At 61.5% G+C, this 17,024-nt stretch carries 10 protein-coding genes; 6 read left to right on the forward strand and 4 right to left on the reverse strand.

Translation table 11 applies throughout. From position 1 onward, the window contains the following. Nucleotides 1-140: 140 nt before the first annotated feature. From NUV89_RS20230 to speB, 4 genes are read right to left on the reverse strand one after another with little or no spacing between them, the layout of a single operon-like run. Nucleotides 141-1,523, reverse strand: coding sequence for a sodium:solute symporter (locus NUV89_RS20230; RefSeq protein WP_257782698.1), 1,383 nt, complete (start codon nt 1,521-1,523; stop codon nt 141-143). Nucleotides 1,524-1,547: 24 nt separating this feature from the next. Continuing rightward, on the reverse strand, nt 1,548-3,056 hold the full coding sequence (locus NUV89_RS20235) for a cytosine permease (protein ID WP_257782699.1): 1,509 nt from the start codon (nt 3,054-3,056) through the stop codon (nt 1,548-1,550). A gap of 21 nt (nt 3,057-3,077) precedes the next feature. Continuing rightward, complete coding sequence (locus tag NUV89_RS20240) at nt 3,078-3,500, reverse strand: nuclear transport factor 2 family protein (RefSeq protein WP_257782700.1); 423 nt, start codon at nt 3,498-3,500, stop codon at nt 3,078-3,080. Then, nucleotides 3,500-4,450 carry an agmatinase gene (gene speB / locus NUV89_RS20245; RefSeq protein ID WP_017134866.1) on the reverse strand — a complete coding sequence of 317 codons (951 nt, stop codon included), beginning with the start codon at nt 4,448-4,450 and terminating at the stop codon, nt 3,500-3,502. Before speB ends, NUV89_RS20240 begins: the two co-directional genes overlap by 1 nt. Nucleotides 4,451-4,707: 257 nt before the next feature. On the opposite strand from speB, the gene NUV89_RS20250 reads away from it, so the two are divergent. The 6 genes from NUV89_RS20250 to relA all read left to right on the forward strand — a co-directional run bounded on the left by NUV89_RS20250 (nt 4,708) and on the right by relA (nt 16,927). Beyond that, entirely contained in the window at nt 4,708-5,601 is an 894-nt protein-coding gene (locus tag NUV89_RS20250) for a LysR family transcriptional regulator (RefSeq protein ID WP_034108063.1), read from the forward strand. Nucleotides 5,602-5,607: 6 nt separating this feature from the next. Continuing rightward, a complete protein-coding gene (locus tag NUV89_RS20255) occupies nt 5,608-6,198 on the forward strand; it encodes a tRNA-uridine aminocarboxypropyltransferase (protein WP_257782701.1) in 591 nt (196 codons plus the stop codon). A 73-nt stretch (nt 6,199-6,271) separates the two neighbouring features. Beyond that, complete coding sequence (locus NUV89_RS20260) at nt 6,272-12,199, forward strand: NEL-type E3 ubiquitin ligase domain-containing protein (protein ID WP_257782702.1); 5,928 nt, start codon at nt 6,272-6,274, stop codon at nt 12,197-12,199. 107 nt (nt 12,200-12,306) lie between these two features. Continuing rightward, nucleotides 12,307-13,209, forward strand: a complete 903-nt coding sequence (cysM, locus tag NUV89_RS20265; RefSeq protein WP_017735422.1) for a cysteine synthase CysM — start codon at nt 12,307-12,309, stop codon at nt 13,207-13,209. After that, nucleotides 13,209-14,561 carry a 23S rRNA (uracil(1939)-C(5))-methyltransferase RlmD gene (gene rlmD, locus NUV89_RS20270; protein ID WP_257782703.1) on the forward strand — a complete coding sequence of 451 codons (1,353 nt, stop codon included), beginning with the start codon at nt 13,209-13,211 and terminating at the stop codon, nt 14,559-14,561. The genes cysM and rlmD overlap by 1 nt, the downstream gene beginning before the upstream one ends. Nucleotides 14,562-14,683: 122 nt before the next feature. Next, on the forward strand, nt 14,684-16,927 hold the full coding sequence (relA, locus tag NUV89_RS20275; protein WP_017735424.1) for a GTP diphosphokinase: 2,244 nt from the start codon (nt 14,684-14,686) through the stop codon (nt 16,925-16,927). Nucleotides 16,928-17,024 lie beyond the last annotated feature (97 nt).

A 17,024-nucleotide genomic window follows, 5' to 3' on the forward strand; every position in this document is an offset into this window, starting at 1 on the left:
TGTCAGTCGATGCAAGGTTGACTGACACACCGCCTTCGCGGGCAAGCCCGCTCCCACATTTGTTTTTGTGCCAGAAAAAAAACGGGCACGACATCCGACGTCGTGCCCGCTGAAGAAACCGCTCTAAACCCTGTTATGCCTCAAATTGCGTTAGCCGCTACCGCCTCTGGCTTACGCGACAACACACTCACCAGCACAAAGCTCACCAACCCAATCGCCAGGCTGTAGTAGATCGGCGTGTTCGCATCCAACCCATCCTTGAACATGAACACCAGCGCCGTGACAAAGCCCAGCGCCATCGAGGTGATCGCCCCGGAGGTGGTAGCGCGTTTCCAGAAAATCGCGCCGATCAACGGGATCAACATGCCGCCCACCAACAGGTTGTAGGCCAGGGTCAGCGCGCTGATCACATCGTTCACCACCAGCGCGATACCCAATACGGCAATGCCGGTCAGCATCGTGAACAAGCGGTTGATCGCCAGGCTCGACTGTTTGCCACCGCGCAAACGTGGCAGCAGGTCTTCGGTCAATACGGTGGAGGCGGCTAGCAAACCAGCGCTGGCGGTGGACATCATCGCGGCCAGTGCCGCTGCAATCACCAGGCCACGGATGCCGTCTGGCAGCGAGACTTTGACGATGGCGGCAAACGCGTTGTTGACGTTGTCCAGGTCCGGGATCAGCACATGGGCCGCCATGCCGATCAACGCACAGGCCAGGCCGTAGAGGATGCAGTAGAACCCGGCGAACGTGCCGGCATACTTGGCGACCTTTTCGTCACGGGCGGTGAACACCCGTTGCCAGATGTCCTGGCCGATGAGGATGCCAAAGAAATAGATCATGAAGTAGGTGATGATCGTGTCCCAGCCGATGGCGGTGAAGCTGAAACTCGACGCCGGCAGCTTGGCCACCAGCTCATCCCAGCCGCCGACGCGGTACAGGCAGATCGGCAGCAGGATAAACATCAGGCCGACGGTCTTGATGACGAACTGCACGATGTCGGTGAGGGTCAGCGACCACATGCCCCCGATGGTCGAGTACACCACCACCACGCCACCGCCGAGCAGCACCGAGATCCAGAACGGCAGGCCAAACAGCACTTGCAGCACGGTGCCGATGGCGAGGATCGAGGTCACGCCGATCATCAGCGCATAGGCCAGCATGATCACCGCGCTGGCTTGGCGCGCCATGGGGTTGTAGCGTTTTTCGAGGACCTGGGTGACGGTGAAGATCTTCAGCTTCAACAGCGGCTTGGCCAGGAACAGGTTCAGCGCAATGATCCCCATGCCCAGCGCGGCGCACAGCCAGAAGCCCGAGATGCCGTGCACATAACCCAGGCGCACGGTGCCGACGGTGGACGCCCCGCCCAACACCGTGGCGGCCATGGTGCCCATGTACAGGGTCGGCCCCAGGTTGCGGCCGGCCACCAGGTAATCTTCATGGGTCTTGGCGCGGCGCATGCCGTAATAGCCGAGCACGAGCATGCCGGCGGCGTAGATGAGTACGACGAATAAATCCAAAGCCATGACGGCGATTCTCCGATTTTATTTTTAGGTAGGGGAGTGGGCTGTAGTGAGTGAACTTCTTGTGGCGAGGGAGCTTGCTCCCGCTGGCCCATACACCGCAGCCGGCTCAGGAAACACCCGCAGCAAGGTCAGGTACATCACCGACGCCAACCCCAGCGTCACCGGCAAGCTGATATCAATGCCATCGGCCAAATTGCCCAGCGGCCCGACAAACTGCCCCGGCAAGTTGACGAAGCACAGCCCCACCAGCGCACTCGGTATCCACGCCCCCAGCCCGCGCCAGTTCCAGCCATGGCTGAACCAGTAGCGGCCGCCGGTCTCACCGCGGGTGAACACCTGCAAGTCATCCGGGCAGTAGAAGCCGCGGCGCACGATCAGGCCGATAATCATCATCACCATCCACGGTGTGGTGCAGGTGATGATAAGCACGGCGAAGGTCGAGACGCTCTGCACCAGGTTGGCGGCGAAACGTCCGATAAAGATGAAGGCAATCGACATCACCCCGATCAGCAGCGTGGCCTTGACCCGCGACAGCAGGCGCGGGAACACGCTGGACATGTCCAGCCCCGTGCCATACAGCGACGTGGTGCCGGTGGACATGCCGCCAATCACCGCGATCAGGCACACCGGCAGGAAGAACCAGCCCGGTGCTACCGCCAGCAAACCGCCGACATAGTTGTTGGCCGCGATGTAGTCCGGTGCCTTGATCGCCACGATGGTCGCGGTGGCCAGGCCGAACAGGAAGGGGATCAAGGTGGCGACCTGCGCCAGCACCACGGCCAGCATGATGCGCATTTTTGGCGTTTCACGCGGGATGTAGCGCGACCAGTCGCCAAGGAACGCGCCGAAGGAAATCGGGTTGCTCATGGCCACCAGTGCCGCGCCGATAAACGCCGCCCAGAAGCCAGTCTGGCCAAGGGCGACAGTGCCGGCGAAATGGCTGTCGAAGGCTGGTGCAAACGCGAAGATGCCCAACAAAAACAGCAGGCTCGCCGCCCACACCGCGATGCGGTTGACCCACAGCATGAAGCGAAAGCCGTAGATGCACACGGTCAGCACCAGGATCGCGAACACGCCGTAGGCCAGGCCCAGGGTCAGGTCGGTTTCCGGCAGGCCGATCAGGCGTTTCGCACCGCCTACCAGCGCATCGCCTGAACTCCACACCGACAGTGAGAAAAAGGCAATCGCCGTCAGCAGCGACAGAAACGAGCCGACAATCCGCCCGTGTACGCCAAAGTGCGCACCGGATGACACCGCGTTATTGGTACCGTTGATCGGCCCGAACAGGCCCATGGGCGCGAGGATCAGTGCGCCCACCAGCACGCCCAGCACAATCGCCCAGACCCCGGCCTGGAACGACAGGCCAAACAGCACGGGAAAGGAACCCAGCACGGCGGTGGCAAAGGTATTGGCACCGCCGAAGATCAGGCGGAACAGATCCTTGGGGCCGGCGGTACGTTCGTGGTCCGGGATCTGTTCGACCCCGTTGGTTTCTATCTGGCGAATACTTTTATCGTTGTTTTTATTATTCATGATCAGCTCCGATCACATTGGCTAAGGGGGCGGCAGCCCTTCCGGCATAGCGGACAAATGTTCGTGACAGGCCAGCCACAGGCCTTCTTTTTGTTCTGTGCGAGATCCTTGCCGTTTAAAGACAATGGTCTCGCGTTCCTGGCTAAAGAATTGCTCCCCTTGCATGCGCAGCTCGGTGGCCACGTCATGCATAAAAATCGCCACGTCGCCTTGCAGGCTGACAAAGGCGTTGCTCGATGTGCACGAGAGCACTTCGAACCCCTCGTCCCGGCGCCAGCTGTCCCACAACGCCTGGTAGGCATCGCGACTGAGCAGTGGCTGGGGCAGGGTGTAGAACACAAAGCTGGCATCGGCCGTGAACGCGCCGAAGTAGGCGGCGCGGTCATTGCGGGCGAAGGCCGCCACCAGGTCGGCGGCGGCTTGCAGCACCTCGCGGGCGCTCATCAGCGATGCGCCACGCCAGGCAGCACGCAAAGCATCTCGTACAGCAGGTTGGCGCCCAGCAGCGAGGTGTTGCCGGTGGTGTCGTAAGGCGGTGAAACTTCTACCAAATCGCAACCAACCAGGTCGAGGCCCTGGCAGCCGCGAATGATCTCGATGGCCTGGATGGTGGTCAGCCCGCCGATTTCCGGGGTGCCGGTGCCGGGTGCCCAGGCGGGGTCGATGCCGTCGATATCAAAGCTCAGGTACACCGGGCCGCCGCCGACTTTTTCGCGCACTTCGGCCATCAACGGCGCGAGGGAGTGGTGCCAGCATTCTTCGGCCTGGACCACACGGAAGCCCTGTTTGCGGCTCCAGTTGAAGTCTTCGGCGGTATAGCCCTGGGCGCGCAGGCCGATCTGCACCACACGGTCACAATCCAGCAGGCCTTCTTCCACGGCACGGCGGAAGGTGGTGCCGTGGGCGATTTTCTCGCCGAACATATGGTCGTTCACATCGGCGTGGGCATCGATATGCACCAGGCCGACCTTGCCGTGTTTCTTGTGGATGGCGCGCAGGATCGGCAGGGTAATGGTGTGGTCGCCGCCCAGAGTCATCGGGATCACATCGTGTTCGAGGATCTCGTCGTAGGCTTCTTCGATGATGCGCACGGCGTCGAGCAGGTTGAAGGTGTTGATCGCCACGTCGCCGATGTCGGCCACCGACAGCGAGTCGAACGGTGCGGCGCCGGTGGCCATGTTGTAGGGGCGGATCATCACCGATTCGGCGCGAATTTCACGTGGCCCGAAGCGGGTGCCGGCGCGCAGCGAGGTGCCGATGTCCAGGGGCACGCCGATAAAGGCAGCGTCCAGGCCCTTGGCGGTTTGCAGGTGGGGGAGTCGCATCATGGTGGCGATGCCGGCAAAGCGCGGCATTTCGTTGCCGCCCAGTGGTTGGTGGAAAATCTTGTCCACGGGAGTGCCTCATCGTTGTTTTGTTTATTAGAGGCCGATTCTGCGAAATACCCCGAGACGAAAGAATCGGCAGGGACAAATACTTAGTTCAGATTTTTCTAAACTAATCCCTGAGGTAAACTCCGTTCAAATGTGGGAGCTGGCTTGCCTGCGATAGCGGTGGGCCAGCCACGCTTCCTTGTTTGATACACCGCCATCGCAGGCAAGCCAGCTCCCACAGTTTTGATTGCGATGCATCCGTTGAATCTGGAGATCCGATGGCCAACGCCTTGCCCGACCTGAAACTCCTGCGCATCTTCGTCAGCGTCGTGCGCCACCAGGGGTTCGCCAATGCCCAGCACGAACTCAACCTGTCTACATCGGCCATCAGCACTTATATGAGCCAGTTGGAGTCAGCGTTGGGCCTGGTGCTTTGCCATCGCGGGCGCGGCGGGTTCAGCCTGACGAGCAAGGGCGAGCTGTTCCATCAAGAGACCTTGCGCCTGCTGGGCGAACTGGAAGGGTTCGAGCAATACGCCGCCGCGTTGAAAGGCGAGTTGCGCGGCACGCTCAAGCTCGGCGTGCTCGACTCCACCGTCAGCGACAAAGCCTTGCCGTTCGCCGAGGTGATTGGTGCCTACAGCCTGGAACACCCGGCGGTGCACCTGCATTTGTCGGTGATGAGCCCCTACGAACTGCAACTCGGTGTGCAGGACAACCGCCTCGACCTGGCCATCGGTGCCTTTTCCAACCGCATGAGCGGGCTGATCTACATGCCGCTGTACCGCGAACAACACTGGCTGTATTGCAGCACCCGCCACCCGCTGTTCAACGAGCGGCGCATTCCCGAACAAGTCATCACCCAGCAACGCATGGTCGGTCGCGGCTACTGGAGCCAGGCGGAGCTGGCGCGCCACGGTTTCAAGCACAGCGCTGCCACGGTGGAAAGTATGGAAGCGCAACTGATCCTGGTGCTCTCCGGTGCCTATATCGGTTATTTGCCCGAACACTACGCCCAGGCCTGGGCCGACAAGGGCGACCTGCGCGTCCTGCTGCCGGCGACCTTCGGCTACCAGGCGCCGTTCTCGATGATAATGCGCCGGGGCCGCAGCCGCGAACCGCTGATCCAGACCTTTCGCGATTTGCTCAAAACCCAGCTCAACCAGGCCTGATAAACCATGTCCAGACCCCAATGCCCCCGCTGCCTGCGGCCCGTCACCCACTGCCTGTGCGCGCTGATACCGAGCCTAGACAGCCGCACCCGCGTGTTGCTGTTGCAGCATCCAAGCGAGGTCAACCATGCGCTCAACACTGCGCGCTTGGCGGCGTTGGGCTTGAACAATGCGCAGTTGGTGGTGGGCGAGGTGTTTGAGGAGTTGCCGACGCTATTGAGCGCGCCCGGCTATCAGGCGCGACTGTTGTTTCCGGCCGATGATGCCCAGCCGTTGCAGGCCTACGCACCGTCCGATGAGCCGTTGTTGCTGGTGGTCCCTGATGGCACCTGGCGCAAGGCACGCAAACTGCTGCATCTCAATCCGTTGTTGGCAGCGTTGCTCAGGGTGAGTCTGGCTGAGGGCGCAGTGTCTCGTTACCGCTTGCGCAAAGCGCCGGAGCCTGGCGCGTTATCGACGGTGGAGGCCATCGTGCAGGCGCTGCAAATGCTTGAAGCGCCGACTTCGTTCGAGCCTTTGCTCAAGCCCTTCGACAAGCTGATTGAGGGCCAGATCGCAGCGATGGGGCAGGAAGTGTTCCAGAGAAACCATTGCTGAGCGGCGGCACTACATAGCTACCCGAAGCGTTGATGGGCGCTGCGTAAGCTGAACATCTTTCAAGGAGAGAAAGATGACTCAGACCACTGTTGGGACCGCGCCGCTGGCGGATTTTATCGCCGAGCAACGGGCGCAGGGGCCGTTGCTCGCGCGCCATGAATGGTCTGCGATGCAAACCCTGGATCAAATGCGAGGCCCGTTCGAGCGGTTTCTCGCAGCACTCGACGACGAGGAGCGTTTCGAATACGTACGCCTGCAAAAAAACTGGATCGATGCCCAGCGGGCGCTCGAAGACGCCATTCGCCAAGTCAGCAAGCAGTTCGAACAGGGCGGCCTGGATTCATTGCGCAAGGCGTTGAATACCCTGACTGGCCAAACGCTCGATCCGCAAGCCGCGAGGATTCATACGCGCTATCTCACCCCTTCCGCGCGCACGCGTCGTACGGCTGGCGGCAACGAAACGAAGGTTGCCAGCATGACCTTATGGGAAGCCGCCTGCATGAACTACGACGGGCTGACGGGGTGGAGTTTCCCAGGGCAAACCGGGTTGGCGGATGCCAGTTTCCTGGATGCGTCCATCAACGCCAGTGCTGCGGACTTTATTGCGTTGGTGCGCGATCTCAATCTGGGTGGGCAACTCCGAGCGCGGCTTGACCGGGAACTGGGCGCTTCTGCCTCGCTGGGCCATGCAATCATGAGTGTGGCGCAGGCGGAGTTTGAGTTTGCGTTGATCGAGGCTCTCAATGACGTCGCCACCAGTCGCGTTGATCTGCACAAGTACCGCCAGGTGAAGCGCGCCATCGCGGGGGAGGTGAGGTGGGATCAAACCCAGGAGATGCACCTGTTCGTCCCTCATGGCGTCGATAGCATCAGTTGGACCCCCCCAGCCATGGGGCTGGCGGGTCAGTACCTTGCGGCTCCAACAGGGGATAGCGTGAAGATTCCCCATTGCGTTTTTTCCGTCAGCGGCTGCAAGGGCGCCTTCAGCTATTTCCCCCATCGGCCAGGCGGTGCCCTGCGCCATTACGACACGCACCAGGAGGCTTGCAAGGAGTTTTACGTCACCTTCGAGGCGTTCTACAAACGAGGCGAGGTCGCGTGGTTGTACCCGCTTATGACCCTGCGTGACAGCGTGCGCTTGACCCAAATTGCCAAGGCTCGTCCTCGCCCCGAAGGGCTTTCACCGCAGGGAAAAGTGCTTTACGACCTTGTTCAGTGGCTCCCGCAGACCAACAATGTGCAACAGATCGGGTACCTCACTCGTACGGTCGAGAAGGTCCCGGTCGTCAGCTTGTATGAGTTCTACATGTTGCGCTGTCGAACCAATGTGCAAGAAATGGCCAGTGAAACCCCAGGCTTCATGGCAACCGTCAGCAGTGTTTTTCTCACGGTCATCAGTGAGACGCTGGACCTGCTGTTGATCCCGGTGCCCGGCCCGCTCAAAGGGCTGGGACGCATACGCATGATCGCCATGTTTGCAGTATTGGGGCAGGCCTTGATTGAAGGCGGGAGCAAGGCACTGCAAGGCGAGCCCGCCGAATTACTCCAGGGCTTTACCGACCTGGCCGATTTATTGATCAGTAGTCGCCTGCACACGCGCTTGGCGCTGAGCGCAAGGCGCCGCCATCAAAACCTGTTTCGTCAACTCTCTGAGCAGCGCGTGCCTGGCACCGATGTTGACCTCCAGCGCTTGACCGACCCCCAACTGCTGGAACGAATGCTTGGCACCACGCCGACTGCCGCCCGCGAAGTGCAAGCCGTGCTGGAGACGAGCCAGATTGTCCGGCCAGCCCTGGAGAAGGTCTGGGCAGGGGAAGCCCCGTCGGCGTCTCTGATCGAGGCTGCGCAGCGGTTCACTGCCGACCGGTTGATCGATTGGGCGGCCAGCGCCTCGACCTCCGGCAGTTCGCCACCGGCAGCGGCGTTTCACGTGCTTGGGCCGTTGCTCACTCAGTTGGCGCAATGGCCGGCCGATACAGCCTTGACGATTGCCAACCCTCTGGGCCAGGTTCTGTGCCGCTACACCAAGCGCGCGGACCGTCCGGCGTCCAAGGCGATCAGCGTGACGCTGCTGGAGAGTTTCCTGTTCGGCTATGCGTCGCCACGTCGCCTGACGGCGCAGCTGCCTCTCGCGATTGTGGCGTTATTGCCGTCGAGTTTTGCGGCTGGCGAACAGGCATTGCGCCAACAGTTGGCCGTGCAGGCCGGCTCCTCGCGGCTTGAGCTGTTTGAGGCCCTCACTCGATTTGCCGGTGTCAGCCGTTCGACTGCGGTGGGGGCTCCTGCGGCCGTCAAACAATGGCTGCCTGATAGCGTGGGGCCGGACCATGCAGTGCCTGCGGTGATTCAGGCACTGCACAGCTTGCACCCCCATGTCAGCCTGGCCCGGCTGGTCGAGGTGCTGGATCAACACCCGCTTTCATCCCACCAGCAAACCCAGTTGCTGCACTCGCACTTGCAGCCCGAGGCGCTTTACCTGGCATTGCGCGCGGCGCGCCAGGTGGCACGTCGGGAGGCGATCATCGATGGAATTTTTCATCCGCGCCGGTTTGACCCGCAAACCCGGCACTGGGCCACAGTGTTTGCCCGCAGTGTCTTGAGGGACTTGACCGGCCAAGCGCTGGTGGTCGCCGAGGCCGATCTGCCGGCCCCCTACATGTCGAAGGGTAGCGCCGATCGTACAGTGGTCATCCTTGACCATCGCCAGGGCCGGGTTGCGCCTTTTTTTCATCGTGAACACAGCATCGGCACGATGCTCACCGGACCCGATGGTTTCTATCAAGCGCTGTTGAGCCAACTGTCTGCGAGTGATCTGGCCCGGCACGGGCTCAACGGACTGCAAGCGGTCACCCAACTGCGCGCGCGTGTTGCAGCGCTCATGCTGCGTCATCGCAGCCCGGAGGGGACGTTTTATCCTGACCGCCGTGAAATAGCGCAGTATGCGAGCGATGTGGATGCCACCCGTATTGCCCCCGAGCCCGATGCGCAGGGGATTTATAGCCTGGCATCGCAGCAATTCGTGTTTATCGAGGGCGAGTATTTCAATGTTGCCCGGGCCGACGCGTCCCTGCCTTGGCGCATCCAGCATCCTGTGCTGCACGATGCGTATGCCCCGGTGCTGGCCCACAACGGTAGCGGTGCCTGGCGCCATGAATGGGAACAGCCGCTGACGTGGGATGGCCAGAAGCCGTTTTATCGCCTGGGCCCCATAGCGCGGTCGTTGTCGCCGGATGCCATCGAGCAGATTCAGCGGATCAGCAGTGTGACGCCGAGCATCTTGCGCCGGGTGCATGTGCGCAATGAGCCGCCGCCCGTGATGCTGACGAGTACGCTTGAGCGTTTCCATATTCATCAGCGGGTCAAGGCGGGGGTGGAGGTTGGGCGGGACTTTTTCGATCAGGTGCTCGGCGAGATAGGGCCTGACGCAGCTGACGTACTGGTGGGGAAAGCCGGTGTGACCCGTACCGATCAAGTCACGGTCTTGGAGTCCAAGGTACAGATAGACAAGCCGCAAATGGAGCAGCTGTTCTTCAAGGCACTCGCCCACAAGAGTGAGTTGTCGGCTGACCCGCTGGCACAAGTGATACAGCGTCAGTTTCCTGCCCTGACGGCGTTGTTTGCTGACGACTGTGTACAAGGCGCTACGCCGGCTGAACGTCAGAGTTTGCAAGCGGGTCGCGTGCCTGCCAGCGTGACGGCGGCGGCGAGTTGGTACATTCGATATTTGCGCATGACTCGGGCGATCGAAGGCTTGCATTGGTCTGCCGCCGTCAACGCGGACAGCTCGAGGCTGATTTTGCACGCGCTCATAAAACTGCCGGGTTGGCCTGCGGATCTACGCGTGGAGGTGTGGGACGCCGACGTGCGGATTGACAGTGTTGGCCCTGCGCATGCGCCGCTGCGACGGGTGCTGAAAACCGTGACGGGCGCCTATCAAGCCTACGTCTTCAGAACAGGCCAAGCGCCCCGCATGACGGGAGGTCGGGGGGGCTTTCTGGCAGTGCTGCTGGCGGCGTTGACGCCGGCTGAGCGGCAGTCGCTGGGCTATGACTATGAGCACAGCGCAGAGGTGCTGCTCGAAGAGATTGCCGATCGTGTGGAGCACCATTTCGGGCACGTCGAAACCCTGCTGGGCATCACGCACCAGCACTGGTTCAAGCCGCCACGGCGTTTAGCGGATGGGCGTGTCGGGTATCCGTTGAGCGGGGGCGAAGAGTCGGGGCCGGTTGATCGCGAACAGATTGCGCGGATGCGTGAACTCTATCCGTCGAAGGCCGATGAATACTTGTGGGAACTGCTGCTGGAGGCGGGCGACTCGGTCAGCGAACGCGAGGTAATGGTCAATTACCTGGTCAACGAACGGAACGCACTGGACGTTGCGTTGCAAGAGTGGCGTGATGCAGCCTCGGCGACTGACAACGATGCCGCGTCGGTTCACTCACGGGCGTTGGCGGTTGCGCGGATCCAGCGTTGCTGGGCCAAGGAAGGGTTCACTCAAGGCGTAATTGAGGAGCTCAATCTGGATGAGTTGGGTCTGACAAGTCTGCCGACCTTGGGCGCACATTTCGGTCATGTACAGATGCTGAGCCTGCGAAGCAACCGCCTGAGCCAGTTGCCAGAGCGTTTCATCCGGGCTTTCCCACACCTTAGGATCATTTATTTCAACGGCAATCGGTTCGTTCATCTGCCTGATCTGGAGGGGCTTTCCCACCTGGCAGTGCTCAATCTGTCAAACAATGCGCTGGCGTTCAATTTGCAAGACGAGTATCGACTGGCGACGTTGGCCGGGCTGAGGGATCTTGATCTGTCGGGAAACCCTCTCGGGCAAGGGCGCCGGCTGTCGCTCTATGCATTGAGGAGCCTGAGGCAACTGAGATTGCGCAACGCTGGACTGACCCATCTGCCGCGTGGCGCCGTCACCCTGGAGGCACTGCGTAGTTTTGATGTGCGCGACAATCTGATCGGGGAGTTGGCGGAAACGGATTTGTTCATCTATCCCCAGGTGCATCGAGCAATGAATTTACGCGGTAATCCGCTTTCTGTAGAGGCGCGGCAGTTGCTGCGCCGGATCGGTGAACGCCCGGGGCGGCCAAGTGTTGATTTTGGGTTGTGGGAGCCAACGGTGGCAATTGATCAAAGGCCTGATCGATGGTTGGCGCTACTTTCACCCCGCCAGGTGGTGGCGCGCGAACGGCAGTGGGCGCAATTGCAAGAACAGCCGATGGCGAGCGATTTTTTTGAACTGTTAGGTTGCATCGCCAATGACCCGCGATTTACCGACCCCCTGTTTCGCGTGCAACGAGAACGGGTGACACAACGCGTCTGGGCATTGATCGACGACGCGACGGGCCACGAGGGTGTTGAGATAATCGCCGATTGGCGCAGTTACAACTTCATGATTGGGGGCATAGACGGCTGGCTGTTATGTCTGCATGAACTTGAGTTGCAAATGCACCCTCTACGAATGCTTGCAACGGATCTGCGAACGGCTGGCCCCGGCTTTATCCACTATTACCGTGCACTGCGACGGCTTGACGAATTGGATAACCTTGTCGACGAGCATTTTTCACCTCAGCCGTACGAGTTGAGGTGCACGCGAATCCTCAGCTATCGCATCGCTTTGGCAAACAGCCTGGACCTGCCGCAGGTGCTTCCTGAGCGTTTTGAGGCGCCCACCGTTTTGCCGAATGCTGACTCGGTGAATTTGATGCGCCAGTATATTTTGCAGAAAGAGTTCAGGGTGAACTGGCCTGAGTTATTACAGCAGGAGCCTTATTGGGTGCGGTTCATTCAACATAAATACGCTGTAGCGCTCGAACTCACGCTGCGCCGTTTTCAGGGACTGCTTGAGGGGGCGGAGCAACAACTGGCGAGTGGATTGATCAATGAAGGGCAGTACGTGCGCAGTCTCAACCAGGTGCGGGTCGCGAGGGGGCTAGCCGAAAACAAGCGGATCCGCAAATTTACCCTTCAGGAGTGGACGGCGTTTGTTGTCGGATGATTTTCATGCTTATTCCCTTAAGAAATAAGCACCACACTTTGCGTGATATGGCCCGCCGACCTTTCCCGGTATGATGTGCGCCCCGCAGTCTGGATTGCGAATACGCCATGACCTTGCAGTACCCAACAATCGCCGATTGCGTCGGCAACACGCCCTTGGTCCGCTTGCAACGCATGGCGGGTGAAACCAGCAATACCCTGTTGCTCAAGCTTGAAGGGAACAACCCGGCTGGCTCGGTAAAAGACCGCCCGGCGCTGTCGATGATTACCCGTGCCGAATTGCGCGGGCAGATCAAGCCTGGCGACACCCTGATCGAAGCCACCTCGGGCAACACCGGGATCGCCCTGGCCATGGCTGCCGCGATCAAGGGTTACAAGATGGTGCTAATCATGCCCGACAACGGCAGCGCCGAGCGCAAGGCGGCGATGACCGCCTATGGCGCCGAGCTGGTGCTGGTGACCCAGGAAGAGGGCATGGAAGGCGCCCGCGACCTCGCCGAGCGCATGGCCGCCGAAGGCCGTGGCCAGGTGCTGGACCAGTTTGCCAATGGCGACAACCCCGAGGCGCACTACACCACCACTGGCCCGGAAATCTGGCGCCAGACCGGGGGCACCATCACCCATTTCGTCAGCTCCATGGGTACCACCGGCACCATCATGGGCAACTCGCGCTACCTCAAGGAGCAGAACCCGGCGATCCAGATCGTCGGCCTGCAACCGATGGAAGGCGCGGCCATCCCGGGTATCCGCCGTTGGCCCGAAGAGTACCTGCCGAAGATCTACAACGCGACGCGTGTGGACCGCATCATCGACATGGCCCAGCGTGAAGCCGAAGACACCACGCGCCGCCTGGCCCGTGAAGAAGGCATCTTCTGCGGCGTGTCCTCCGGTGGCGCCGTGGCCGGTATGTTGCGCTTGTCCAAGGAAGTGGAAAATGCGGTGATCGTCGCGATCATCTGTGACCGAGGCGACCGTTACTTGTCGACCGGCATTTTCGACGAACCCAACTGATGGCCAAGCACGAGAGAGGCCTGCGCTTCCAACCGACGGGCGGCAGCCGCGCCCCGCAGATCCCCGTGGGCAAGAAACAACGCCTGACCATCGAGCGCCTGGCCAATGACGGCCGTGGCATCGTGTTCTTTGAAGGCCGCACCTGGTTTGTCAATGGCGCGCTGGCCGGCGAAGAAGTTGAAGCGCGGGTGTTGGGCGCCCATGGGAAAGTGGTCGAGGCGCGCACCGAGCGGGTATTCAAGGCCAGCGAACTGCGCCGCCCGGCACCGTGCGCCCACGTCGGCCGCTGTGGCGGTTGCAGCGTGCAGCACTTGCCCCATGCCGAACAGCTTGCCCTGAAACAGCGCATGCTCGCCGAGCAACTGTCGCGCGTGGCCGGTGTCGAACCGCAAGAATGGGCTGCGCCGTTGAGCGGGCCGGAATTCGGCTACCGCCGTCGCGCCCGCGTGGCAGTGCGCTGGGACGCCAAGGCGAAACACCTGGAAGTGGGTTTTCGCGCGGTCGCCAGCCAGGACATCGTCGCCATCGATGATTGCCCGGTGCTGGTACAAGCCTTGCAACCGATCATGCAGCGGCTGCCGAACATGTTGCGCCGCTTGAGCAATCCCAAGGCCCTGGGGCATGTGGAGTTGTTCAGCGGTACGTCCATCGCCGTGTTGCTGCGGCATATGGCGCCGTTGTCGGCAGCCGACCTGCAAGTGTTGCAAGAATTCTGCGCTTTCCATGAAGCCCAATTGTGGCTGCATGGCGAGGGCCAGCCGGAGCCGGTGGACGCCGATGCGGTCCTGGGTTTCCGTCTGGAGCAGTGGGATCTGGAACTGGCCTACCGTCCAGGGGACTTCGTGCAAGTCAACGCCGGGGTCAACGCCGCGATGGTGGCCCAGGCCCTGGAATGGCTGGCGCCACAGCCCGATGAGCGGGTGCTGGACCTGTTTTGTGGCCTGGGCAACTTTGCCCTGCCACTCGCCCGCCAAGTGCGCGAAGTGGTGGCGGTGGAAGGTGTGCAGACCATGGTGGACCGGGCGGCCCTGAATGCCGTCAGCAACAATTTGCATAATGCGCAGTTTTTTCAGGCCGATTTGTCCCAGCCTTTGACCGACGCAGAATGGGCCAAACAGGGCTTTTCTGCGGTACTCTTGGACCCACCCCGTGATGGTGCCCAAGAGGTTGTGCGCAAGCTCGCCACCCTGGGGGCCAAGCGCCTGGTGTATGTGTCCTGCAACCCGGCGACGCTGGCGCGGGACACGGTTGAGTTGGTCAAGCAAGGCTACCGGCTAAAACGTGCCGGGATCCTCGACATGTTTCCGCAGACTGCGCATGTCGAGGCCATGGCGTTATTTGAAGCGGGCTAGGATGCCCGTTTAATCCGACCGGCCTGCGTTCTCCAGGGCCTGTGACCTGCCAGGGAGTTCGCAGTAAAAGGTCGGCGATGATTTTGGCGCATTCAAGGTGCGTCGTAGGGAAGGTAAGAAAGATGGTACAGGTGAGAGCACACCAGCCGATCAACACCGACGGCAGTATCAACCTGGAGGCATGGCTGGACCATGCCATCAGTGTCGATCCGGCACTGGACCGTGAAGCATTGAAAGCGGCTTGCGAGTTCGCGCGTGAGTCTGAGCAGCAGGACAATGCGGCGAAGAACCTGTGGGCCGAAGGCACTTCCAGCTTTCGCACCGGGCTTGAGATCGCCGAGATCCTGGCCGATCTCAAGCTGGACCAGGACTCGCTGATCGCCGCCGTGCTCTATCGCGGCGTGCGTGAAGGGCATATCGCGTTGCCGTTGGTCAGCCAGCGTTTCGGCGCCGTGGTGGCCAAGCTGATCGACGGCGTGCTGCGCATGGCCGCCATCAGCGCCAGCCTCAGCCCGCGCCAGTCGATGGTGCTGGGCACCCAGGGCCAGGTCGAGAACCTGCGCAAGATGCTGGTGGCGATGGTCGACGACGTGCGCGTCGCCCTCATCAAGCTGGCCGAACGCACCTGCGCGATCCGTGCGGTGAAGACCGCCGACGACGAAAAACGCAACCGCGTCGCCCGCGAGGTGTTCGACATCTACGCGCCGCTGGCCCATCGCCTGGGTATCGGCCATATCAAGTGGGAGCTGGAGGACTTGTCCTTCCGCTACCTCGAACCCGACCAATACAAGCAGATCGCCACGCTGCTGCATGAGCGGCGGCTCGACCGCGAGCGCTTTATCAGCGATGTGATGGGCCAGTTGCGCGCCGAGTTGCAAGCCACCGGCGTCGATGCCGACATCAGTGGTCGCGCCAAACACATCTATTCCATCTGGCGCAAAATGCAGCGCAAGGGCCTGGCCTTCAGCCAGATCTACGACGTGCGCGCCGTGCGTGTGCTGGTGCCGGAAATGCGCGACTGCTACACCGCGCTGGGCATCGTCCACACCCTGTGGCGACACATTCCCAAGGAGTTTGACGACTACATCGCCAACCCCAAGGAGAACGGCTACCGCTCGCTGCACACCGCCGTGATCGGCCCCGAAGGCAAGGTGCTGGAAGTACAGATCCGCACGCACGCCATGCACGAAGAGGCCGAGCTGGGCGTGTGCGCGCACTGGCGCTACAAGGGCACCGACGTCAAGGCCGGGTCCAACCAGTACGAAGAGAAAATCTCCTGGCTGCGCCAAGTGCTGGAATGGCACGAAGAACTCGGCGACATCGGCGGCCTGGCCGAACAGCTGCGGGTGGATATCGAGCCGGACCGGGTCTACATCTTCACCCCCGACGGCCACGCCATCGACCTGCCCAAGGGCGCGACGCCGCTGGACTTCGCCTACCGCGTGCACACCGAGATCGGCCACAACTGCCGGGGCGCCAAGATCAACGGGCGCATCGTGCCGCTCAACTACAGCCTGCAAACCGGTGAACAGGTCGAGATCATCACCAGCAAGCACGGCACGCCGAGCCGCGACTGGCTGAACCCGAACCTGGGCTACATCACCACGTCGCGGGCGCGGGCGAAGATCGTCCACTGGTTCAAGTTGCAGGCGCGCGACCAGAACGTCGCCGCCGGCAAGACCCTGCTCGAACGCGAACTGGCCCGCCTGGGCCTGCCGCAGGTGGACTTCGACAAGCTGGCCGAAAAGGCCAACATGAAGATCGCCGAAGACATGTTCGCCGCCCTCGGCGCCGGCGACCTGCGCCTGGCGCAATTGGTCAACCTGGCGCAACAGTTGGTCGAGCCGGAACGCGGCAGCGAGCAGCTGGAACTGATCCCGCGCAAGGCCACCGGCTACAAGCCCGGCAAGCGCGGCGACATCCAGATCCAGGGCGTGGGCAACCTGATGACGCAAATGGCCGGCTGCTGCCAGCCGTTGCCGGGCGACGCTATCGTCGGCTACATCACCCAGGGACGTGGCGTGAGCATTCACCGCCAGGACTGCGCCTCGGTGCTGCAATTGGGCGGGCGCGAGCCGGAGCGGATCATCCAGGTCAGCTGGGGGCCGGTGCCGGTGCTCACCTATCCGGTGGACATTGTGATTCGGGCGTACGATCGTTCCGGGCTGCTGCGGGATGTGTCGCAAGTGCTGCTCAATGAGCGGATCAACGTGCTGGCGGTCAACACCCGCTCGAACAAGGAGGACAACACGGCGTTGATGTCCCTGACCATCGAGATTCCGGGGTTGGACGCGTTGGGGCGGTTGTTGGGGCGGATTTCCCAGTTGCCGAACATCATTGAGACGCGGCGTAACCGTACACCATGATTAGCTGGATGAGCGCGGACTAAAATGTGGGAGGGCTTTTGTGGGAGCGGGCTTGCTCGCGAATGCGTAGTGTCAGCCAATGAATCTGGCACTTGTC

This window comes from Pseudomonas sp. 18.1.10 (genome assembly GCF_024655625.1).
In the GTDB taxonomy this organism is placed as follows: Bacteria; Pseudomonadota; Gammaproteobacteria; order Pseudomonadales; family Pseudomonadaceae; genus Aquipseudomonas.

What these genes read in the sequence shown, in the direction of transcription:
- NUV89_RS20260 (WP_257782702.1), top strand. Translation starts at nt 6,272, where the DNA reads ATGACTCAGACCACTGTTGGGACCGCGCCGCTGGCGGATTTTATCGCC.
- relA (WP_017735424.1), top strand. Translation starts at nt 14,684, where the DNA reads ATGGTACAGGTGAGAGCACACCAGCCGATCAACACCGACGGCAGTATC.
- NUV89_RS20230 (WP_257782698.1), bottom strand. Translation starts at nt 1,523, where the DNA reads ATGGCTTTGGATTTATTCGTCGTACTCATCTACGCCGCCGGCATGCTC.
- NUV89_RS20235 (WP_257782699.1), bottom strand. Translation starts at nt 3,056, where the DNA reads ATGAATAATAAAAACAACGATAAAAGTATTCGCCAGATAGAAACCAAC.
- rlmD (WP_257782703.1), top strand. Translation starts at nt 13,209, where the DNA reads ATGGCCAAGCACGAGAGAGGCCTGCGCTTCCAACCGACGGGCGGCAGC.
- NUV89_RS20255 (WP_257782701.1), top strand. Translation starts at nt 5,608, where the DNA reads ATGTCCAGACCCCAATGCCCCCGCTGCCTGCGGCCCGTCACCCACTGC.
- cysM (WP_017735422.1), top strand. Translation starts at nt 12,307, where the DNA reads ATGACCTTGCAGTACCCAACAATCGCCGATTGCGTCGGCAACACGCCC.
- NUV89_RS20240 (WP_257782700.1), bottom strand. Translation starts at nt 3,500, where the DNA reads ATGAGCGCCCGCGAGGTGCTGCAAGCCGCCGCCGACCTGGTGGCGGCC.
- NUV89_RS20250 (WP_034108063.1), top strand. Translation starts at nt 4,708, where the DNA reads ATGGCCAACGCCTTGCCCGACCTGAAACTCCTGCGCATCTTCGTCAGC.